At 61.9% G+C, this 20,702-nt stretch carries 16 protein-coding genes; 12 read left to right on the top strand and 4 right to left on the bottom strand.

Annotated elements, in window-relative coordinates:
* Position 1 precedes the first annotated feature (1 nt).
* The 3 genes from PspS34_RS19565 to PspS34_RS19555 are packed head-to-tail and all read right to left on the bottom strand — an operon-like array spanning position 2 to position 2,779.
* Complete coding sequence (locus tag PspS34_RS19565; protein WP_057713911.1) at positions 2–796, bottom strand: ABC transporter substrate-binding protein; 795 nt, start codon at positions 794–796, stop codon at positions 2–4.
* Positions 797–842: 46 nt separating this feature from the next.
* Positions 843–1,913, bottom strand: a complete 1,071-nt coding sequence (locus tag PspS34_RS19560; RefSeq protein ID WP_154947765.1) for a 2-oxoglutarate and iron-dependent oxygenase domain-containing protein — start codon at positions 1,911–1,913, stop codon at positions 843–845.
* A 14-nt stretch (positions 1,914–1,927) separates the two neighbouring features.
* Positions 1,928–2,779: a TIM barrel protein gene (locus PspS34_RS19555; protein WP_154908859.1), complete on the bottom strand. Its 852-nt coding sequence runs from the start codon at positions 2,777–2,779 to the stop codon at positions 1,928–1,930.
* Between the two features lie 561 nt (positions 2,780–3,340).
* On the opposite strand from PspS34_RS19555, the gene PspS34_RS19550 reads away from it, so the two are divergent.
* From PspS34_RS19550 to PspS34_RS19515, 8 genes are all read left to right on the top strand, one after another.
* The gene (locus PspS34_RS19550; RefSeq protein ID WP_057713914.1) at positions 3,341–4,651 is read left to right on the top strand and encodes an MFS transporter; all 1,311 of its coding nucleotides are present in this window, start codon (positions 3,341–3,343) and stop codon (positions 4,649–4,651) included.
* A gap of 25 nt (positions 4,652–4,676) precedes the next feature.
* Positions 4,677–5,906 (top strand): Zn-dependent hydrolase, encoded by a 1,230-nt coding sequence (locus PspS34_RS19545; RefSeq protein ID WP_154861501.1) that lies wholly within the window; start codon positions 4,677–4,679, stop codon positions 5,904–5,906.
* Positions 5,907–6,059: 153 nt separating this feature from the next.
* Entirely contained in the window at positions 6,060–7,085 is a 1,026-nt protein-coding gene (locus tag PspS34_RS19540; RefSeq protein WP_159390281.1) for a histone deacetylase family protein, read from the top strand.
* A gap of 119 nt (positions 7,086–7,204) precedes the next feature.
* Complete coding sequence (locus PspS34_RS19535; protein WP_154947841.1) at positions 7,205–9,109, top strand: sigma-54-dependent Fis family transcriptional regulator; 1,905 nt, start codon at positions 7,205–7,207, stop codon at positions 9,107–9,109.
* A complete protein-coding gene (locus tag PspS34_RS19530; protein ID WP_057713918.1) occupies positions 9,109–10,827 on the top strand; it encodes an ABC transporter ATP-binding protein in 1,719 nt (572 codons plus the stop codon). Before PspS34_RS19535 ends, PspS34_RS19530 begins: the two co-directional genes overlap by 1 nt.
* Positions 10,817–11,494, top strand: coding sequence for a S8 family serine peptidase (locus tag PspS34_RS19525; RefSeq protein WP_154861497.1), 678 nt, complete (start codon positions 10,817–10,819; stop codon positions 11,492–11,494). Before PspS34_RS19530 ends, PspS34_RS19525 begins: the two co-directional genes overlap by 11 nt.
* Complete coding sequence (locus PspS34_RS19520) at positions 11,491–12,789, top strand: lycopene cyclase family protein (RefSeq protein WP_154947842.1); 1,299 nt, start codon at positions 11,491–11,493, stop codon at positions 12,787–12,789. Before PspS34_RS19525 ends, PspS34_RS19520 begins: the two co-directional genes overlap by 4 nt.
* A 94-nt stretch (positions 12,790–12,883) precedes the next feature.
* Positions 12,884–13,882, top strand: a complete 999-nt coding sequence (locus PspS34_RS19515; RefSeq protein WP_154947843.1) for an acyltransferase — start codon at positions 12,884–12,886, stop codon at positions 13,880–13,882.
* A 103-nt stretch (positions 13,883–13,985) separates the two neighbouring features.
* Here the strand turns inward: PspS34_RS19515 and PspS34_RS19510 are convergent, their stop codons facing one another.
* Complete coding sequence (locus PspS34_RS19510) at positions 13,986–15,476, bottom strand: aldehyde dehydrogenase family protein (protein ID WP_154947844.1); 1,491 nt, start codon at positions 15,474–15,476, stop codon at positions 13,986–13,988.
* 526 nt (positions 15,477–16,002) lie between these two features.
* Here PspS34_RS19510 and peaA point away from each other — a divergent pair.
* From peaA to peaD, 4 genes are all read left to right on the top strand, one after another.
* On the top strand, positions 16,003–17,583 hold the full coding sequence (gene peaA, locus PspS34_RS19505) for a quinohemoprotein amine dehydrogenase subunit alpha (RefSeq protein WP_154861493.1): 1,581 nt from the start codon (positions 16,003–16,005) through the stop codon (positions 17,581–17,583).
* 81 nt (positions 17,584–17,664) lie between these two features.
* Complete coding sequence (peaB, locus tag PspS34_RS19500; protein ID WP_008056152.1) at positions 17,665–19,095, top strand: quinohemoprotein amine dehydrogenase maturation protein; 1,431 nt, start codon at positions 17,665–17,667, stop codon at positions 19,093–19,095.
* Position 19,096: 1 nt separating this feature from the next.
* The gene (qhpC, locus tag PspS34_RS19495) at positions 19,097–19,420 is read left to right on the top strand and encodes a quinohemoprotein amine dehydrogenase subunit gamma (RefSeq protein WP_008016081.1); all 324 of its coding nucleotides are present in this window, start codon (positions 19,097–19,099) and stop codon (positions 19,418–19,420) included.
* A 21-nt stretch (positions 19,421–19,441) separates the two neighbouring features.
* Positions 19,442–20,560: a quinohemoprotein amine dehydrogenase subunit beta gene (gene peaD, locus PspS34_RS19490; RefSeq protein ID WP_090456933.1), complete on the top strand. Its 1,119-nt coding sequence runs from the start codon at positions 19,442–19,444 to the stop codon at positions 20,558–20,560.
* The last annotated feature ends 142 nt before the right edge of the window (positions 20,561–20,702 follow it).

The following is a 20,702-nucleotide window of genomic DNA, read 5'->3' as shown; positions in this document are numbered from 1 at the left end:
CTTAATTGGCAGTCGGTTCTTCCAAGCCATATTTCTGGAGAATTGCGGCGTATTCACCGCTCTTTTTGCTCTCCTCGAAGGCCTTTTGCACGGCCTGGAAGGTTTCGTCGTTACCTTTTTTGACGAAGATGCCCAGGGTTTGCTGATAAATCGGATGCTCGGTGGTGATCACTACCCGGCCGTTGGTCTTTTCCGCGATCATTTTTGCCGCGCCGGCGATTTCAACCTGGGCCTGAATGTTCCTGGACAACAAGGCCTGGGTCACTTCGGGGGCCGAAGGGTACTCGCTGACGGTGATGGCGCCTTTGTTGTTCGGCACGCAGTAGTCGTCGGAGAGCTTCTTGAATTCCTTGACCCAGGTGGTGCCCTGTTCCAGGCCCAGTTTCAGGCCGCACAGGTCTTCAGGCTTCTTCGCATTGATCTCGCTGCCCTTGGGCACCATGACCGCGGCACCGGTGTTGGCGTAGGCGATGGTCTGGGCCTGAGTCTGGCGCTCTGGCGTGATGTACATGCCGGAAATGACTGCGTCGTACTTGCCGGAGTTCAAGCCCAGGATCAGGCTCGGGAACTTGGTGTCGACGAACTCCACCTTGGCGTTCATGTGCTTGGCCAGTGCCGTTGCCAGTTCGGGGTCCGAACCCACCACGTTTTTGTCCTTGTCATAGGACTCAAAGGGAGGGTAGGTGATCTCCATGCCGACCTTGAACGTGTCTGCCGCGGCCATGCTCACCGAGGCACCGAACATACCGGCTGCCAACACAGCCAGGCTCAAAAGGTTCTTCTTATTGTTTTTCATGATGTACTGACTCCGGCGTAGGTAGGGGGTTAGCTGAAAACTTCAATCAGGACGGTTGAGCCTGATTTTTCAAATGTCCGAAACTGGCGGGCTTGCGTGCCTTGCCTGGCAGTTGAACTTCCCCGTTGGCCACCCTCTGGCGCAGATACTGATAGGTCTGCAGCGCCTGGCCATACATGTGTTCGCCGATGGTGATTTCTTCGTAGTCGTTGCCTGCCTGTGCGAACCCGGGCAGCGGTTTGATCTGGGTGTGATAGTCGCAGGCATAAAACAGCGGAAAGGAATAACGTTCCTCCTTCACGCTGCGCACCCGGTGCGCGGTGGCTACGAATGCGCCTGCGGTCATCACTTCCAGCATGTCGCCGATGTTGACCACAAAGGCATCGGCAATCGGTGGTGCATCGATCCATTGGCCAAGGTTGTTCATCACCTCAAGGCCTGGTTTGTCGGCCAAAAGGATGGTGAAACACTCGTAATCAGTATGGGCTCCAAGACCCGGTGCGTCATGGGCGGCACCGTCGAAGGGGTAGTGGATGAGGCGCAGCTTGGACGGGGGACGGGTGACCAGGCTGTCGAAATAGTTTTCTTCCAGGCCCAGGGTCAGGGCGAAGCCACCGAACAGGCGCCGGCCCAAGGCGAAGATGGCTTCATAGTAGGCCTGCACCGACGCCTTGAAACCTTGCAGCTGCGGCCAGTCATTGGGCCCCAGCAATGGCGTGTTGGTCAGCACCAGCGGGTCATCGGCCGGGACTTCGAAGCCGACGTCAAAGGCTTCCTTGTGGTCCGGCTTGCCCTTGGAATAGACCTCTTCGCCTTCGGGCACAAATCCCTTGTGGGTTTGGGAGGTGCCGATGTAGTGCTGCATCTTGGTGTCGAAGGGCTGGTCGAAAAAGTCCTTGGCCGCCTGGCGCAGGTTGGCGATCAGTTGCGGGTCGATACCGTGATGGGTGATGTAGAGGAACCCGACCTCGCTGGCGGCGCGCCCCAATTGTTCGGCCACGGCCAGGCGGTGTTCCAGTTCAACGCTGAACAGACCGGCGATATTGACCACCGGGATGCTGTTGAAGTTGGCTTTGTGTGTGTCAGTGCTGGCGCTGTTGTTTTTATTGTCAGGCATGACGCATCGGCTCCCTAAGGATGGCTTGAGTGGCTGAAACGGTCGAAGTGTTCGCGCTCGGTCTGGCCCATCCACACGTTCAACGACCAGAGGTCGGCGACCGGGACATTGGTGAAGGGCAAATGATGCAGGTAGCCGTCGGCGCCAAATTCCGGGGTCAGGGTGCTGACCTGGTAACCGCGGGCTTGCTGCGAGCGCCAGATGCTTTCCCAGTGCTGCTGGTGGAAGGCCAGTTCCCTTGCATATTCGGGAGCCGCCGGGTGCGGAACCTGCGGGCCCTGGTCGTAGCCGACCCGGGCCTGGATATGGTGAACCCGCTCGATGAAAGCGCTCAGGTCATCGGCCGGGTCATTCAACAGGCGCTCGCAGGTCACGACCCAGTGGCTGATGTCACTGGTGAACAACAGATCGGGCAATTGCCGGATCAACTCCAGGGTCACCCAGGGGTTGAACAGCGAACGCGAACGGTGGGTTTCGAAACTGCAGACCTGGCCGTGCTTGCGCGCCAGATCCAGCGCCTGGCCGAAAAACTCCACTTGCTGTGGCAAGGACCAGCGGTCATTGCCCGCCAGCACGTTGACGAAGCGTGGGCCGAGTTCAGCGGCCCAGGCGAGTTTCTGGTCGAGGTCATTGAGGTGAATGGCGGGGGACGCCGACTGGTCCGGCAGCACGTCATACGCGGTGAAGACTGTGCTGATATAGCCCAGGCGATTGGCCTGGAGAAAGGCGCCAAATTCGGTCCGTTCACGGGCGTCCAGTGGCAGGCGTGCTTCCATGCCATCAAAGCCCGCTTGCAGCAACTCCTCGAGAGCCTGGGCCTTGCTGGCGGTGTAACCCCACAGCGTGCGAAAAATTTCCAGCTTCATCGGTGATCCTCAAAAATCCCAAGGCCTACTGCAAATGCACTTCGACGGCGACAGGCTGCCAAGAGGCTGGTTCGCTGTGGAGTCGATGTTAGGCACAGGCTGCGTGCTGAAAGAATCTGAAAGTTCAAATGAATACTTCAGACTTTCATTAACAAATAGCTTGCTACTTATAGCGCTGGCCGGAAGGGGTTTTATGGGCGAGAACCTGTCTACGTTAGCTATTAGCGAGAGATGCCATTATTGCGGCATCATTTTGAAGAGTCCCAAGCGACCCCAGGCCGATAAGGGTTCGCTTTTGATCGATTGCTGCCTGTCGAGAAGAGCCGCGACCTGTAACTGACATTGCAGCCCCCCGTTTACATTCTGCTCGACGCCTGTGCGTTGCACATCGCATTCGACTGTCGCCCTCAATTATAAGCTTAAGTAATACTTCGAATAATAAATAGAAAATTGACTAATCATGGCCCGGGAACGAAAAATCATCCCCAGACCGGCGCCGCCAGAGCGCCGCGGATTTGCCGTTTCTCTCCTGCCAGAAAAATAACCAAAGGAGCCCGACCCATGAAGCCTCAAGCTTCGTCCCAGCCGCGCCGTGCGGCCGCCGCTGCCTTCATTGGCACCATGATCGAGTGGTACGACTTTTACATCTACGCCACCGCCGCCGCGCTGGTATTCGGTGCGCTGTTCTTCCCCTCGGACGACAAGCTGTTCAGCACCATGGCCGCTTTCGGCACCTTCGCCGTGGGTTTCTTTGCGCGGCCGTTGGGCGGGATTGTCTTCGGTCATATCGGTGACCGCATCGGCCGCAAGAAGTCGCTGATCATCACCTTGTTGATGATGGGCGTGGTCACGGTGTGCATCGGCTTGCTGCCGACTTACGCGCAAATCGGCGCCGCTGCCCCGGTGCTGCTGATTCTGTTGCGCATCGTCCAGGGCATTGCCGTGGGTGGCGAGTGGGGCGGGGCGGTGCTGATGGCCGGCGAGCATGCGCCGAAAGGCCGGCGCAATTTCTTCGCCTCGTTTGCGCAACTGGGCAGCCCGGCGGGTTTGATCCTGTCGCTGCTGGCCTTCAGCGCCGTCACCCGTCTGCCGGAAGAAGACCTGATGAGCTGGGGCTGGCGCCTGCCGTTCCTCGCCAGTTCGCTGTTGCTGCTGGTGGGCCTGGCGATTCGCCTGGGGGTCAATGAGTCGCCGGAGTTTCTTGCCAGCCGCGAATTGGCGAGCAAAAACAAACGCAAGGAGCAGGCGCCGGTCATGGAAGTGCTGCGCACCGCGTGGCGTCCATTGTTGCTGTGCATCGGCGCCAACACCTTGGGGATCGCCGGGGTGTATTTCACCAACACCTTCATGATCGCCTACACCACTCAGCAACTGGAACTGCCGCGCTCACTGATCCTTGAGTGTCTGTTTGTCGTCGCGATCATCCAGTTTTGCATCCAACCGCTGGCGGCCTGGGTCGCCGAGAAGATTGGCGCCACCCGCTTCCTGTGCCTGGTGTCGCTGCTGGCGATGGCTTCGCCGTACCCGATGTTCGTGCTGGTCAGTTCGGCCCAGGCGCCGCTGATCATCCTCGGCATTGCGTTGGCGGTGGTGTGCATGGCGTCGTTCTACGCGGTGATCGCCGGCTACGTCAGCGGCATGTTCGAGACCCGTGTGCGCTACACCGCGATCTCTCTGGCGTACCAGATTTGCGGCGCTGTGGCCGGTGGCCTGACGCCACTGATCGGCACGCTGCTGGCACACAGGTTCGTCGGCCAGTGGTGGCCGATGGCGGTGTTCTACAGCCTGATCGCCGCGACTTCGCTGCTGTGTGTCCTGTCCCTTGCCCGTCGCCATGCCAGCGCTGAACGCCTGGAACTGGCTAAGGCCTGACCCCCGAATTTTCCTGGAGAAACACATGTTGAAGATCAATGGCGAACGCCTCTGGGCGAGTCTGATGGCGATGGCCGAAATCGGCGCCACCGCCCGTGGCGGCAGCTGCCGCCTGGCCCTGAGCGACGAGGACAAGGCCGGTCGGGAACTCTTTGCCCACTGGTGCCGCGAAGCCGGCATGACCCTGAGCGTGGATGCCATCGGCAACCTGTTTGCCCGCCGCGCCGGCACCGATCCTGATGCCGCGCCGGTGATGATGGGCAGCCACCTCGACACCCAGCCCGAAGGCGGGCGCTTCGACGGCGTGTACGGCGTGCTCGCCGGCCTGGAAGTGGTGCGCTGCCTGAACGATCTGGGCATCCAGACCCGCAAGCCGCTGGAAGTGGCGGTGTGGACCAACGAAGAAGGCGCACGCTTCACCCCGGCCATGTTCGGCTCGGCGGTGTTCACCGGGATCATGGATCTGGACGCTGCGCTGGCGGTGCGCGATATCGATGGGATCAGCGTCGCCGAGGCACTGCAACGTACCGGTTATGCCGGCGAGCGCCCGTTCGGCGGCGCGGTGGATGCGTACTTTGAAGCCCACATCGAGCAAGGGCCAATCCTTGAGGACAACGCCAAGAGCATCGGTGTGGTCAGCGGCGGCCAGGCGATTCGCTGGCTCGACGTACGGGTCGAAGGCATGGCGGCCCACGCCGGCACCACGCCTATGCCGCTGCGCAAGGACGCCTTGTACGGCGTGGCGCAGATGATCCAGGCCATCGAAGGCCTGGCGGCGGACTTCGCCCCCGAAGGCCTGACCACGGTCGGTGAATTGAGCATCAACAAATCGTCGCGCAACACCATTCCGGGGCTGGTGAACTTCACCGTCGACCTGCGTCATCACCGTGATGAAACCATCGAGACCATGGAACAACAGGTCCGTGCGCGGCTTCAGGCGATAGCCGACGCTCGCGGTTTGAAACTGGCGATCACCCCGCACTGGATCAGCCCGGCGACGCCGTTCGACGTGGACTGCGTGGCGGCGGTGCAACAGGCCGTGGACGCCCTGGGCTACGCTCAGCAATCGATTGTCAGCGGCGCCGGACATGATGCGATCCACCTGGCGCGGTACTGCCCGACGGCCATGGTGTTCATCCCGTGCGTGGGCGGCCTGAGCCACAACGAGGCTGAAGATGTGTTGCCCGAGGATGTGCGCCAGGGCACCGATGTGTTGCTCAATGCCGTGTTGGCCCGCGCAGTAATCGTTGAATAAACACAATTCCCATGTGGGAGCGGGCTTGCTCGCGAAGGCGTCGTGTCAAACAACATTGATGTCGACTGACACTCCCTCTTCGCGAGCAAGCCCGCTCCCACATTTGGGCGTGCTCGATTCCAGGATCTACGTTAACTGACAGGTATTCACTCCATGCGCAGTTTTTTCCACCCCGAACAATTGCTTCACCACCCACGCAGCTACTATTCCCGTGGCCAGATGCGCACGCCGCAGGAAGTGCCGGAGCGTGCGCAGCGCCTGGTGCAGGCGTCTCACGCGTTGGGTTTTGCCGTTGAGCAACCGGCCGATGCCGGGCTCGATCCGCTGCTGGCGGTGCACGGCGCACCGTACCTGAGGTTTTTGCAGGAAGCCCATCAGCGCTGGAAAGAGATTCCCGAGGATTGGGGCGACGAGGTGATGTCGAACATCTTTGTCCGCGAACCCAATGCCCTGCGCGGAATTCTCGCGCAAGCGGCGCGCTATCTGGCCGATGGCAGTTGCCCGGTGGGCGAGCAGACCTGGCGTTCGGCCTACTGGTCGGCGCAAAGCGCCATCGCCGGTGCCCGGGCTTTGCTCGATGGCGAGCCGGCAGCCTATGCCCTGTGCCGGCCACCGGGTCACCACGCCCGGGCCGAAGCGGCGGGTGGTTTCTGTTATGTGAACAACGCGGCGGTGGCGGCGCAGGTATTGCGCGCCGGTTTTTCGCGGGTAGCGGTGCTGGATACCGACATGCACCACGGTCAGGGTATTCAGGAGATTTTCTACGACCGCGATGACGTGCTCTACGTGTCGGTGCACGGCGATCCGACCAACTTCTATCCGGGGGTCGCAGGTTTTGCCGAAGAGCGTGGTGTCGGTGCGGGCGAGGGTTTCAACCTCAACCTGCCGATGGCCCATGGCGCCAGCGAGGCGGTTTTTCTCGGGCAATTGGAAGTAGCGCTGAAGGCGGTGAAGGACTTCGGCGCCGAGGTGCTGGTGCTGTCCCTGGGCTTCGATATTTTCGAGCTGGACCCGCAGAGCAAAGTGGCGGTGACTCGCGAAGGGTTTGCCTTGCTCGGTAAGCGCATTCGCAGCCTCGGGTTGCCGTGTCTGATCGTGCAGGAGGGCGGGTATCACCTGGAGAGCCTGGAGGATAATGCCCGGGCGTTTTTTGTGAATGCCGAGGTGTGGCAGCTCTGAGTTGTGGCGAGGGGGCAAGCCCCCTCGCCACAGGACTTGCCATAGCCCTGACGTTAACGTAAAGATTGCTCCAGGGCGCCGACGTATGAAGGCGCAGGGTGGATGACCCGGAGCGCTTGATGACGCCAATAAAAACAAACTCCCCCAAACTGCATCGCGAAGCTCGGCTGGCTCGGGAAAAGTTGCACCTGGAAGGCGAAGTGCCGGATGGCGTCCTGCGTGCGGAAATCGATGCCTCGTGGCGACGCAGCCTCAGCCATGGCGTGCATTTCAATGCCAAGCATGAGCTGGCGCTGGAATCGAGTGCCAGCCTCGACGTGTTGCTGTCCAGCAACCGCTTGTTGATCGACGCCGCGTTGCCGGCCATCGATTACCTGGCCGAGCGTCAGGGCAAGGAAGGGCTGATCATCCTCGCTAACTCCGACGCCACCATCCTCGCCGTCGAAGGCCGCGCCGACCGTCTCAAGGGCAGCGGCCTGCAGGACATCACCCTCGGCACCTGCTGGAGCGAAGCGGTTCGCGGCACCAACGCCCTGGGCACGGCACTGGTGGAAGCCCGGCCGACCCTGATCGATTGCGGCGAACATTACCTGGATCGCCTCAGTGATTTTTCCTGCACTTCGGTGCCGATCCATTGCCCCCAGGGCGACATTCTTGGCGTCCTCGACCTGACCCGCGAAGGCCCGCTCGGCCGCGCCCACGACAGCACTGCGCTGCTGGCCATGGCGGTCAGCCAGATCGAAAGCCGGGTGTTCAACGCCAGTTATCCGGACGAAATCGTCCTGGCCTTCCACAGCCGCCGGCAATATCTGGAATCCCCGTGGCAAGGCCTGCTGGCCGTGAGCCTCGGCGGGCAGATCCTGGCGGTCAGCGCCCAGGCCTGCCAGTTGCTCCACGCCGAGCGCTCGGCCCTGATCGGTCGGCGCTGCGAAGAGTTTCTCGGAGTCGACGGCCTGCAATTGTTGGCGCGTCTGCATCAGGGTGGAGCCGGCAGCCTGCAAACCGCCAAGGGTGAATTCTTCTACAAGACCCTGCGCGCGCCGCAACGCTCGATCAACGTCAGCAGCCCGCCGCGCACAGTCGCGAAACCGCCCAAGGCGCAACCGGACCTGGAAGCGCTCGCCGGCAGCAATACCCGCTACGCCCGTGCCTTGCGCATGGCCCGTCAAGGCCTGGCCAATGAACTGCCGGTCCTGTTACTGGGCGAAACCGGCACCGGTAAAGAGGTGATCGCCCGCGCCCTGCACATGGCCGGAGCGCGCTGCGACAAACCCTTCGTGGCGGTGAACTGCGCGGCCATTCCCGAAGGCCTGATCGAGTCCGAACTGTTCGGCTATCGCGAAGGCGCGTTCACCGGTTCACGCCGGGGCGGCATGGTCGGGCGCTTGCAGCAGGCCCACGGCGGCACCTTGTTCCTCGATGAAATCGGCGACATGCCTTTGGCTTTGCAGGCCCGGTTGTTGCGGGTGCTGCAGGATCGCAAGGTCGCGCCCCTGGGGGCAGGCGAAGAGCAGGACATCGACGTCGCGCTGATCTGCGCCACCCACCGCGACCTCAAGCGTCTGGTGGAAGATAAACACTTTCGCGAGGACCTGTTCTACCGGGTCAATGGCATCAGCGTGATGCTTCCGGCCCTGCGCGAACGCGAGGATTTCGGCGCGCTCGTCACTCGCATGCTGACGACATTGGGCGCACCCGCCGTGGTCCTGCACGATGATCTCGATCGCTTGCTCAACGGCTATCAGTGGCCGGGCAACATCCGCCAATTGGAGATGGTCCTGCGCACCGCGCTGGCCATGCGCGAACCGGGCGAAACCGTGCTGACCCTCGACCACTTGCCCGACAGCATGCTCGACGAGTTGACCACCAGCGAACGGCCCCAGGCCGGCAGCATCCGGGAAAACGAACTGGATCTGATCCGTCAGTCCCTGGACACGCACCAGGGCAATGTCTCGGCCGCCGCCGACGCTCTGGGTATCAGCCGCGCGACGCTTTATCGCAAGCTCAAACAGTTGCGTTCGTGATGCAGCGCTTGATCGTTCGGCTGATCGACAGCCAGAACCCCGAGGCTCTGCAAGCGGCATTGCGTTGGCTGTACAGCTTCGTGCGACCCCATCGCCTGGCGATTGCCGGGCTGCTGGGTTTGTCGGTCTGCGCCTCGGCGCTGGTGCTGGTGCAGCCGTGGCTGACCAAACTGCTGATCGACGATGGCCTGTTGGCGCGCAACTTCCCGATGCTGGTAATGATCGCCGGGCTGATGATCGTTGCCGGGTTGCTGGGCACGGCGCTTTCGGGCATCAACCGCTACCTGCACACGCGACTGTCCGGGCGCATGCTGTTTGCCTTGCGCGATGACCTGTACCGGCATTTGCAAACCCTGTCGCCGAGCTTTTACGGCCAGCGGCGCATCGGCGACCTGATGTCGCGCCTCGATGGTGACGTCGCGGAAATCCAGCGGTTCGCCGTGGACTCGCTGTTCTCGGCCGTGTCCAGCGTGATCGGCCTGGTGGTCGCGGTAGCGATGCTACTGACCTTGTCCTGGAAACTGTCGCTGTTGGCCCTGGTGCTGATTCCCCTCGACGTGCTCTGGCTGCGCTGGATGCGGCGCAAGGTCGAGCGCGATGTGCGGCAGTTGCGCGAGCGTTCGGCGGACATGTCGTCGTTCATGGTCGAGACATTGCCGGTGATGAAGTTCATCCAGTCCGCCGGCCAGCAACAGCGCGAAGCGCGGCGCCTCGAGACGCTGGGGCAGGGCTACATGAGCCAGTTGCTGCGTCTGCAAGTCACCGAATTTTTCACCCAGGCCGTGCCCGGTACCCTGACCTCGCTGTCCCGGGCCTGCGCATTTCTGATTGGCGGTTACTGGGTGGTGCAGGGCACCTGGCAGCTCGGCGCCCTGATTGCGTTTTCCACCTACCTGGGCATGGCCGTGGGGCCGGTGCAAAGCCTGCTCGGGCTCTACGTCGCGATCCAGCGGATGACTGTCAGCCTCGGCCGGGTCATGGAATTGCGCGGCGAACAACCGACGGTGTTGACGCCCGCCACGCCAAGGGCAATGCCCACTGGCGGCGATCTCTGGTTCGACAACGTGCACTTCGCCCATCCCGGCCGCCAATCGACCCTGCGCGGCATCGAGGCGCGGATTCCCTACGGTATGAAAGTGGCCCTCAGCGGCGGCTCGGGCGTGGGCAAGTCCACCCTGATCGACCTGCTGCAACGTCATCACGATCCGCAATCGGGCCGGGTACTGCTGGGCGACGTCGATCTGCGCGAACTGGATCTGTTCCAGTTGCGTCGGCGCATCGCCATCGTCAGCCAGGACATCGTACTGTTTCGCGGCAGCCTCGCCGACAACCTGGCCTACGCGGCACCGGACGCCAGCCGCGAGGCGATTGCCGACGTGGCGCGACTGGCGCAACTCGATAGCCTGATCGAGTCCTTGCCCGAAGGTCTCGACAGTCCCTTGGGCGAGCGGGGCCAGCAGTTGTCCGGCGGGCAGAAACAACGCATCGCGATTGCCCGGGCGCTGTTGCAGGACCCACTGATCCTGGTGCTCGATGAAGCCACTTCCGCGGTGGATGAAGCCACCGAACGCGAGGTCATCGACGCCATCGACCGCCTGTTTGCCGGGCGTACGCGCATCCTGATCAGCCATCGCCCTTCAACCCTGGCCGACGCCGACCTGCGCTTCGAATTGCTCGACGGCGTACTGACCTCGAAAACGGTGCTGCATGAAACCTGAGTTGCGCATTGGTGTGGTGGACAGCGGTCACTCGGCGGCACAACGGGTGCAAGTGATCGCCGGTCGGCGCTTTTCATTGCTCGAAGACGGCTTGGCCGAGGGCGACTTGCGCGAAGACCCGCTGGGGCATGGCAGTGCGGTGATCGAGGCCATCGGCCGGCGTGCACCCTCGGCGCTGTTTTGCGTGGCTCAGGTGTTCGACCAGCGGGGTGTCACCAGCGCCTTGCAGATCGCCACGGCGATTGACTGGCTGCTGACGCAGGACGTTCGATTGATCAATTTGAGCCTTGGCCTGCGCCAGGATCGCAGCCTGCTGCGCGCGGCCTGCGCGGCGGCGGTGGCGCAGGGCGTGCTGCTGTGTGCGTCGAGCCCGGCCCAAGGGGAAGGGGTGTTTCCGGCGAACTATCCGCAGGTGTTGCGGGTGACCGGCGATGCGCGGTGCGCCGAGCAGGAATGGTCGTGGCTCAACAGCGCCCAGGCGGATTTCGCCGCGTGTGTGCATGGCACGTACCCGGGGCAATCCGGGGCGAGCCTCGGTTGTGCCGCCTTGAGCGGACACATCGCCGGGTTCCTCGTCGAACAGCCTGGTGCCAGCAATGAGCAAGTCATCGAGTGGTTGCGCGAGCATGCCCGTTACCGTGGCCCTGAACGGCGCTTCGGGCCATGACCGACATCGTCATTCTGGGCGCCGGCCCGGCGGGGGCCGCGGTCGCGCTGGGTTTGAAGCGGCTGGGCCATGGCGTCACGCTGATCAGCGAATGGCGCCGGTTTGCGGCGCTCGAAGGCGTGTCCGTACGGGTTCTCGAGGCTTTGCGCGGCGCGGGCCTGCACCAGGCGTTGGCGCAAGCAGCGCTGCCTTCTCAACGCCAGGTGAACTGGAATGGCCAGCAGCATGCGCAGAACATCGAATACTTGCTCGACCGTCCGGTGTTTGACCGAGGCCTGCGTGAGGATTTACGCCTGGCGGGGGTCGAGTTGATCGAAGGCCGGGTGCTGACGGTTCAGTCATCGACCAATGGCCACCGAATCGAAATCGACGGCCGCGAACCACTGCTCGCGCCGTTTCTCGTAGAGGCTCGAGGACGACAGGCCCCCGCTATCGGCAAAGGCTTGCGTGGGCCCGAGACCGTCAGCTTGCTCAATCGCTGGCAGGGTTCGCCGGGCAGCACCACCAGCGCAGTGGAAAGCCTTGAGGACGGTTGGGCGTGGATGGCGCGGCGCGCCGACGGCCAGTGTTACTGGCAATGGACGGTGGATGTGGCCAGTGCCGGCTTGCCGGGCAAGGCTATGTTGCTCGATTACTGTCGACAGCGGCGCCAGGGTTCGAAGTTGGCCGCCGCATTTTTTGCGGGCGAAGCGGAATCTGATCTGCAACTGCACGCCCGCAGTAGCACGGCGATTCTGAGCCCGCAGGTGTGTGGCGAAAACTGGATTCGGGTCGGCGATGCGGCAATGGCCGTCGATCCTCTGTCAGGCAATGGCATCTTTCAGTCCTTGTCTTCGGCGTTGCAGGCGCCCGCGGTGATCAACACGCTGCTGTGCAAACCCGAACGAGCGGCTCTGGCCCAGCGTTTCCACCAGCAGCGGGTGGAGCAGTTGTTTTTGCGGTTTGCGCGGATCGGCCGGGATTTTTATGCCGATGAGCAACGCTGGCCGGACCAGCCGTTCTGGCAGGCACGGCGGATCTGGCCGGATGCCGAGGTGGCCCATGCCGAGGCGGATTTCAATGCGCTGAGGATTGAACGGGCGCCGGTGTTGCGTGATGGACTGGTCGATGAAGCCGAGGTGGTGATCACGGTGGATCAACCGCTGGGTATCTGGCATGTGCATGGGGTTGAAGTGGCGGCGTTGGTGCAGAGGTTAAGGCAGGGAGAGCCGGCGGATCAGGTATTGGCCGGGCTGACGGTGGAGCAGGGGCGGATGGTTCGCAGCTGGTTGCTGGGCCAGGGTTTCAAACCCTGAATGAAGAACGTCCGGATACGGCGAATAAGCCTGTTCTCCCAGCGCAAAGCATCGTAATTTACGCGCCATAATGACAAGGAATGTTGGGGTGTAAGTGGGAGCTTATCGTCTGCTATTGGCCGTTCTGGTGGCCGTTTCTCATATGGGCAAGACGTTCATGGGGCTAAACCCCGGCGTGATTGCCGTGATTTCCTTCCTGATCATCAGCGGTTTCGTGATGACCTCGCTGATCGAACGCAATTACAAGGCGCCGGAGAAAGTCGGCCTGTTCTACCTGGACCGCGCCCTGCGGCTCTATCCTCAATTCCTGTTCTACTTCGTGGTTTCCTGTGCGGTGATCTATTTCCTGCTGCCCGGCACGCCTCAAGCCGCGGAGCTGACGCTGCGCAACATCGCCGCAAGCCTGGCTATCGTGCCACTCGGCTTCTACATGTTCGGTGCGGCGGGATCGTGGATCTTGCCTCCGGCCTGGTCTTTGGGGCTTGAGATGTGCTTCTACCTGATGATCCCTTTCCTGATCATCTATAGGGCGCGGGGCGTTGCGTTTGCTCTATCCGTCGTCGTCTTCATGGCCGCGTGCCTGGGTTTCATCAACACCGACCTGTACGGCTACCGTCTATTGCCGGGTGTGCTGTTCATGTTCCTGTGCGGCAGCTACCTGTACAAAGCGCAGTCGAAGGATTTGGCGATCGCTGCCGGCACCGCCGTGGTGGCGGCCCTGATGTTTGCGGCCATCATGGCGGGATGGATAGAGCGCCGACCGTTCAATGCCGAAGTGACCGCCGGCATAGCGCTGGGCGTGCCCGCCGTGTACCTGCTGACAAAGCTCAGGTTTCACCGGATTGACGAGTTCCTCGGCAATATCAGCTACGGCGTGTTCCTGAATCACTATGTGGTGATGTACTTCCTGCACGCTGTCTGGTCGGTTGCCTACGATGGGGCCGTTGTTGCAACAGTGCTGGCCTTGTCGTTGCTGCTCAGCGGCGTTTCGTACTACTGCGTCGAACGGCCGGCCCTGAAGCTTCGTCACGCGCTTCGGGCCGGCGCAAAATATGGGGTGGGTCAACTACAGGGCCGCGAAACAGTGGCGTAGTGGCTGTGGGGGCGCCTTCGCGGGCAAGCCCGCTCCCACAGGGGAACGCATTCCAATGTGGGAGCGGGCTTGCTCGCGAAGGCGGCCTGAAGAACGCTACGAATCACAACTTGATCAGCACCGACTTCAGCTCGGTGTAATGCTCGATCGCCGCATACCCCATCTCACGCCCGACCCCGGACATCTTGTAGCCTCCGAACGGCAGCGCCGGGTCCAGGGCGCTGTGGCAGTTGACCCACACCGATCCTGACTTGATGCGCGGAATCATCCGGTGCACCGCCGCCAGGTCATTGGACCAGATGCTCGCGCCCAATCCATACGGACTGTCATTGGCCATGCGCAGGGCATCGGCTTCGTCATCGAACGGGATGGCCACCAGCACCGGGCCGAAGATTTCTTCCTGCACCAGTGAGTGCTTCTGATCGACGTCGACAATTACCGTTGGCTTGACGAAGAACCCAGGCCCGAACTGCTCGCCACCGCAGGCGATGGTCGCGCCGCTTTCCCGGCCCTTTTCGATGTACCCGTAGACGCGTTCCTGCTGGCGCGCCGAGATCAAGGGCCCCATGTCGACGCTCGGGTCCAGGCCGTTGCCGAGTTTCATGGCGTTGGCAATTTCGCTGATGTCCGCCACCACATTGTCGAAGTGCTTGCGCTGCACATACAGCCGCGAGCCTGCGCAGCAGACCTGGCCCTGGTTGAAGAAAATCGCGCTGGCAGCCCCGGCCGCGGCGGTTTTCAGGTCGGCGTCGGCCATGACGATGGTCGGTGATTTACCGCCTAGCTCCAGGGTGACCCGGGTCATGGAATCCATGGCGATCTTGCCGATCTGCTTGCCGACGGCGGTGGAGCCGGTGAAGGTCAGCTTGTCCACCAGCGGGTTGTGGGTCAAGGCAGAACCTGCGGTGATGCCGGTGCCGGTGACCACGTTGAACACGCCTTCGGGATAACCGGCTTCCAGCACCAGTTCGGCAAGTTTAAGTGCGGTCAGCGGGGTTTCGTCGGCCGGCTTTAGCACCACGGTGCAGCCGGTGGCCAGGGCCGGGCCGAGTTTCCAGCAGGCCAGCAACAGCGGGAAGTTCCAGGCGACGATGGCACCGACCACGCCCACCGCTTCACGGCGGATGAAGCTGTGGAACTGGTCGTTGGGCATCAGCGGTGCCGACACGTCAACCGTAGAACCTTCGATCTTGGTCGCCCAACCGGCCATGTAGCGCAGGAAGTCGATGGCCAGTTGCACGTCCATCACCTGGGCCACCGCTGCGCTTTTACCGTTGTTCAGGCATTCCAGTTGCGCCAGCAGCTCGGCGTCGCGCTGCATCAGGTCGGCGAGTTTCCACAGCAGGTTCTGCCGCTCCCGGGGACGGGTGCGGGTCCAGGCCGAATCGTCGAACGCCTGGCGGGCCGCGAGCACCGCACGGTCGACATCCTCCGGTGTTGCCCGTGGCACCACGCACAGCACCTCACCGGTGGCCGGGTTGTGCAGGGGCATGGTCTGGCCGTCGGCGGCCTCGACCCAGTCACCGCCGATGAGCATGCGCGGGGCGCGCTGGATGAATGCCGAAGTGGCGGGAAGCAGGTTTGGGAGCGACATTGGCGAGGCCTCTTGTTGTTCGTGAGAACCGGGCTTTCGCAATGCCTGTGCCAGTTGTGTTTTTTCGGCCGCAAGGCCCGATCTAGTGGGGTGACAGATATTTTCCGGGTCACCCTGACATCGATAAACGTCGCAAATTGCGACGACGTGAGACGCTCCGAACACAACACCCTGTAGGAGCGAGCCTGCTCGCGATGGACAAAAGAGCACCACGTTTAGCCTGTAAGCACGCGATATCGTTAACGACCATCGCGAGCAGGCTCGCTCCTACAGAAAACTATGCTTGTCTCAGAGTGAAACAGTTGTCGCGAAATTAAACGTGCAACGCCCATGACGTCTCCCGAAAAAAAACCGGTTATTAGTTACAAGTCATTGATTCATCGAAGTATTCATAAGCTGGCACGCTCCGTGTATTGCTCATCCCAGACGTTTCTCTTGCCTCCGTCAGCGGATCAACGCCGGCGGCAGAAACCATAAAAACGATAAGCCACAACAATAAGAACGCACCGTGCGAGGTTCGACGTTGATGAAGAGAAAACTCCGATCAGGCATGAGCGCCAGCCTGCTGGCCGTAGCCGCTTGTGTAGCGCTGCATTCGCCTCATAGCCTGGCAGCCCGCGACGCCCAGACCATCCTCAAGGAAACCTGTCAGGGCTGTCACACCCCCGAAGCCGATAACGCCCTCAGCCGCATCAGCCACCAGCGCAAAACGCCGGAAGGCTGGCTGATGAGCATTGCCCGGATGCAGACCATGCACGGTTTGCAGATCAGCGATGAGGACCGTCGCACGCTGGTCAAATACCTGGCCGACACCCAGGGCCTGGCGCCGAGCGAAACCGACGGCGTGCGCTATGCACTGGAGCGCCGGCTCAATACCGTCGAGCAGTTCGACGACCAGACCAGCCAGATGTGCGGCCGCTGCCACTCCGGTGCGCGGGTTGCCCTGCAACGGCGTCCGGCCCAGGAGTGGGAACGCCTGGTGAATTTCCACCTCGGTCAGTGGCCGTCCCTGGAGTACCAGGCGCTGTCCCGGGACCGCGACTGGTTCGATATGGCCCGCAAAGAAATGGTGCCGCTGCTGGCCAAACGTTATCCGCTGGACAATCCGGCCTGGAAAAAATGGCAGAGCGTCGCGCCGAAAGCCGATGCCCTGGTGGGCGACTGGAGCTTCAGCGGCCACTTGCCGGGCAAGGGTGAGCTGGCGGGTGTAATGACCGTGAGTGCCGATGGCAGCGACACCTTCAAGGTCAGCGTCAAAGGCCAGTACGCGGACGGCACGCCGTTCAACGGCGACGGCAGTGCAATCCTCTACACCGGCTACGAATGGCGCGGCAACGTGACCATCGATGGCGTGACCATGCGCCAGGTGTTCGCCGCCCAGGGCAATGCGATGCAGGGCCGGATGTTCGAGGCCGAGCACGACGAGCGTGGCCTGGACTTCGTCGCCGCCAAGCAAGGCTCCAACCGTTTGCTGGCGGTGCAGCCGGGTTATCTGAAGGCCGGCAGTGAAACCGAAGTTACCCTGATCGGCAGCGGCCTGACCGGCAAGCCGGACTTCGGCAAAGGCGTGGAAGTGCTCGAAGTGGTCGAGCAGAGCCCGGAGCGGATCAAGGTCAAGCTCAAGGCCGCCGCCAATGCCCAACCGGGCGTGCGCGCGGTCAGCGTCGGCACGCTAAAGGGCCCGAGCCTGTCGGTGTACAGCAAGATCGCCTCGGTCAAGGTTGTGCCGGAATTCTCGGTGGCACGGATCGGCGAGGGCGGTGGTTCGACGCCGAAAGTCCAGGGCCGTTTCGACGCGGAAGCCTGGGGCAAGGGCGCTGATGGCAAGCCGTACCGCATCGGTGTGTTCCCGGCGCAGTGGAAAGTCGAGGCCTTCGACGACCGCGCCAGGGAAGACGAAGACGTCAAGTTCGCCGGCACCATGCAGGCCGACACCGGCGTGTTCACTCCGGGCGATGCCGGGCCGAACCCGGCACGCAAGATGTCCACCAACAATGCCGGCAACCTCAAGGTGATCGCCGCCGTCGACGACGCAGGGAAATCCCTGACCGGCGAAGGCCACCTGATCGTGACCGTGCAACGCTGGAACAATCCACCCATTCCGTGAGTTGGCTGACGGCACAGGCTTCAGACACTTTTCGGAATGACCGCAAGCCCCGCCAAGCGGGGCCTGCACAGGAGGTTTGCCATGGGCGCTATCTTGAATCTGGTCGAACGCAACCTGCACGAAGTGCAGGTCGATGCCGACCGCATGCTGTTTCACATCCCCAGCAGTTCGCTGTTCGCCAGCGATGAACTGACGGGCACCATCATCGACACCTTGCGCGGGCCAGGTTGTTCCTCGGACGACCTGATCCAGCGCCTGGCCGCGCGTTTCAACGGCGAGGAAATCACCGAGACCCTGCGCGAGCTGATGGCCCTGGAACTGGTCAGCGACGGCTCGCCGTTGACCCCCGACATCGCGACCAAGCGGGTCGAGCGCACGGCGATCAATACCGTGGTGCTCAACGTCAACACCGGCTGCAACCTGAGCTGCACGTATTGCTACAAGGAAGACCTCGACAAGCCGTCGGCGGGCAAGAAAATGGACGTCGAAACGGCGATCGCCTCGGTGGAAATGCTGCTGCGCGAATCCCCGGACGAAGAGCGTTTCACCGTGGTGTTCTTCGGCGGCGAACCGCTGAGCAACCGCAAGCTGATCGAGTACATGGTCGACTATTGTGAGAAGCGTTTTCGCGAGGCGGGCAAGTTCGTCGAATTCGTCATGACCACCAACGCCACGTTGCTCACCGAAGAAACGGTGGATTACCTCAATGCCCATCGTTTCGGGCTGTCGGTGAGCATCGACGGGCCGAAGACCGTGCACGACCGCAACCGTATCACCGTGGGCGGGCAGGGCACCTATGACGTGGTGCGGCGCAAGGCCGAGATGCTGTTGTCGCGCTACAACAGCCGTCCGGTCGGAGCTCGCGTAACGCTCACCACCGGCGTGACCGACGTCGAAACCATTTGGGATCACCTGTTCAACGAACTGGGTTTTGCCGAAGTCGGCTTTGCCCCGGTGACCTCCGGCGACATCAGCAGCTTCAACCTCACCAGCGATGAACTGGTGCAGGTGTTCGCCAACATGAAGGCGCTGGGTCGTCGTTACCTGGAAGCGGCGCTGGAGCACCGCAACATCGGTTTCTCCAACCTGCACCAGCTCATCACCGACATCCACGAAGGCCACAAGAAAGCCCTGCCATGCGGCGCGGGCCTGAAGATGCTGGCGGTGGATCACAAGGGCGAGCTGAACCTGTGCCACCGTTTTACCGGTTCGAGCCTGCCGACCTTCGGCAACGTCCATAGCGGCGTGAAACAGGTGGAGTTGAACGACTTCCTGTCCCAGCGCCTGGACCGTACCAACACCGGCTGCGAAGACTGTCAGATCCGCAACCTGTGTTCCGGCGGCTGCTACCACGAGAGCTACGCCCGCTATGGCGATCCGACCCACCCGACCTATCACTACTGCGAACTGATGCGTGACTGGGTCGACTTCGGCATCGAGGTCTACACCCGGATCATGGCCAATAACCCTGCGTTCATCAGCAGCTACATCACTCCGCGCAAGGCTCACTGATATGAAACATCTCAAGGCAATCAATAACAAAGCGTTGAAGCTGGATCAGGCCGCGGATGAAAACCGCATAGAAGAAGTGGTGGCCATGAGTTCCGTGGCGGGCTGTGCCTCGACCACCGACCCGGGCTGGGAAATCGATGCGTTTGGCGGTGTGTCGTCGTTGTGCCAGCCGATGGAGGCCGATCTCTACGGGTGCTCCGACCCTTGCTGGTGGCCGGCCCAGGTGCCCGACATGATGAGCACCTACCCGGACTGGAACAAGGATGCCCAGGCGTCCAACGACAACTGGCGCAACCTCGGCACTGTCTTCCCCAAAGACAAGTGATCACAGAAGAAGGATTCCAGCATGCGTAACATCAAAGCCTGCGGCCTGGCCGCGTTCGCCGTCCTGAGCAGCTGTTCTGTCAGTGTTCTGGCCGATGAAAATACCGCGCTGCAAGTCGGTCACGAATACATGGTGACCACCAACTACCCGAACAACCTGCACGTGATCGACCTGGCCACCGACACCCTGTTCAAGACCTGCAAGATGCCCGATGCCTTCGGCCCCGGCTCCGTGCAGTTGTCGCCGGACCGCAAGACCGCCTACGTGCTGAACAATCACTATGCGGATGTCTACGGTGTCGAACTGGACAACTGCAAGCAGGTGTTCCACGCCAGCATCACCCAGAAGCCGGGTGAGAAGGCCAGGTCCATGTTCGCCTTCACGGTCAGCCACGACGGCAAGGAGCTGTACACCGTCGCCAACCCGACACTGATGATGAACGATCGCTACGAAGTGCAGCAGCCACGGCTCGACGTGTATTCGACCGATGCCGGCATGGACGCCAAGCCGCTGCGCAGTTTCCCGGCGCCGCGCCAACTGACCATCATGCAGAGCGGTGACGACGGCACGCTGTACGTGGCCGGGGCGGACGTTTACAAGGTCAATGTGCAAACCGGCAAGTTCGACGTACTGATCCCCAGCCGCCACTGGAAACGCCCGAACTACAGCGCGCCGGACGTGCTCTACGTGTGGAACCAGCAGACGTATCGGCATGACTTCTCGCTGCTCTACACCGCGGCGAAGTTCAAGGACAAGAAACAGGACCCGGCCACCGCCGAATACCTGTACGGCCTGTTCAGCGTCGACCTGAAGACCGGCAAGACCGAAACCACAGATTTCGGCCCTTTGACGGAGATCTACTTCAGCGGCATGCGCTCGCCCAAGGACCCAAACCTGATGTTTGGCGTGCTCAACCGCCTGGCCAAGTACGACATCAAGCAGAAGAAAATGCTCCAGTCCGCAGCGCTCGATCACTCGTACTACTGCATTTCCTTCAACAAGGACGGCAGCAAGATCTACCTGGCGGGGACGTTCAACGACGTGGCGATCTTTGATGCCGACAGCCTGAAACAGACGGGCAGCATCAAGTTGCCGGGCGGAGACATGGCGATTACCACGGCGCAGATTTTTGTCCGGTAATTGCGGCGCCTGAACTGACGCCTTCGCGGGCAAGCCCGCTCCCACAGTGGATTCGCAGTGTGATCACTATCGCGTGAACACCACTGAACCCTGTGGGAGCGGGCTTGCTCGCGAAGAGGCCCTCAAAAACACTGCAAAAACA

This window comes from Pseudomonas sp. S34 (assembly GCF_009866745.1).
Lineage (GTDB): Bacteria > Pseudomonadota > Gammaproteobacteria > Pseudomonadales > Pseudomonadaceae > Aquipseudomonas > Aquipseudomonas jessenii.
The sequence above is the reverse complement of the archived record's forward strand: the minus strand, read 5'-3'. Positions and strand labels throughout refer to the sequence as shown.

Bases quoted from the DNA above. Each gene is read 5' to 3' on its own strand.
- PspS34_RS19525 (WP_154861497.1), top strand. From the start codon at position 10,817: ATGAAACCTGAGTTGCGCATTGGTGTGGTGGACAGCGGTCACTCGGCG.
- PspS34_RS19530 (WP_057713918.1), top strand. From the start codon at position 9,109: ATGCAGCGCTTGATCGTTCGGCTGATCGACAGCCAGAACCCCGAGGCT.
- PspS34_RS19555 (WP_154908859.1), bottom strand. From the start codon at position 2,779: ATGAAGCTGGAAATTTTTCGCACGCTGTGGGGTTACACCGCCAGCAAG.
- PspS34_RS19550 (WP_057713914.1), top strand. From the start codon at position 3,341: ATGAAGCCTCAAGCTTCGTCCCAGCCGCGCCGTGCGGCCGCCGCTGCC.
- PspS34_RS19565 (WP_057713911.1), bottom strand. From the start codon at position 796: ATGAAAAACAATAAGAAGAACCTTTTGAGCCTGGCTGTGTTGGCAGCC.
- peaB (WP_008056152.1), top strand. From the start codon at position 17,665: ATGGGCGCTATCTTGAATCTGGTCGAACGCAACCTGCACGAAGTGCAG.
- PspS34_RS19510 (WP_154947844.1), bottom strand. From the start codon at position 15,476: ATGTCGCTCCCAAACCTGCTTCCCGCCACTTCGGCATTCATCCAGCGC.
- PspS34_RS19560 (WP_154947765.1), bottom strand. From the start codon at position 1,913: ATGCCTGACAATAAAAACAACAGCGCCAGCACTGACACACACAAAGCC.
- PspS34_RS19535 (WP_154947841.1), top strand. From the start codon at position 7,205: ATGACGCCAATAAAAACAAACTCCCCCAAACTGCATCGCGAAGCTCGG.
- peaA (WP_154861493.1), top strand. From the start codon at position 16,003: ATGAAGAGAAAACTCCGATCAGGCATGAGCGCCAGCCTGCTGGCCGTA.
- peaD (WP_090456933.1), top strand. From the start codon at position 19,442: ATGCGTAACATCAAAGCCTGCGGCCTGGCCGCGTTCGCCGTCCTGAGC.
- PspS34_RS19540 (WP_159390281.1), top strand. From the start codon at position 6,060: ATGCGCAGTTTTTTCCACCCCGAACAATTGCTTCACCACCCACGCAGC.
- PspS34_RS19545 (WP_154861501.1), top strand. From the start codon at position 4,677: ATGTTGAAGATCAATGGCGAACGCCTCTGGGCGAGTCTGATGGCGATG.
- PspS34_RS19520 (WP_154947842.1), top strand. From the start codon at position 11,491: ATGACCGACATCGTCATTCTGGGCGCCGGCCCGGCGGGGGCCGCGGTC.
- qhpC (WP_008016081.1), top strand. From the start codon at position 19,097: ATGAAACATCTCAAGGCAATCAATAACAAAGCGTTGAAGCTGGATCAG.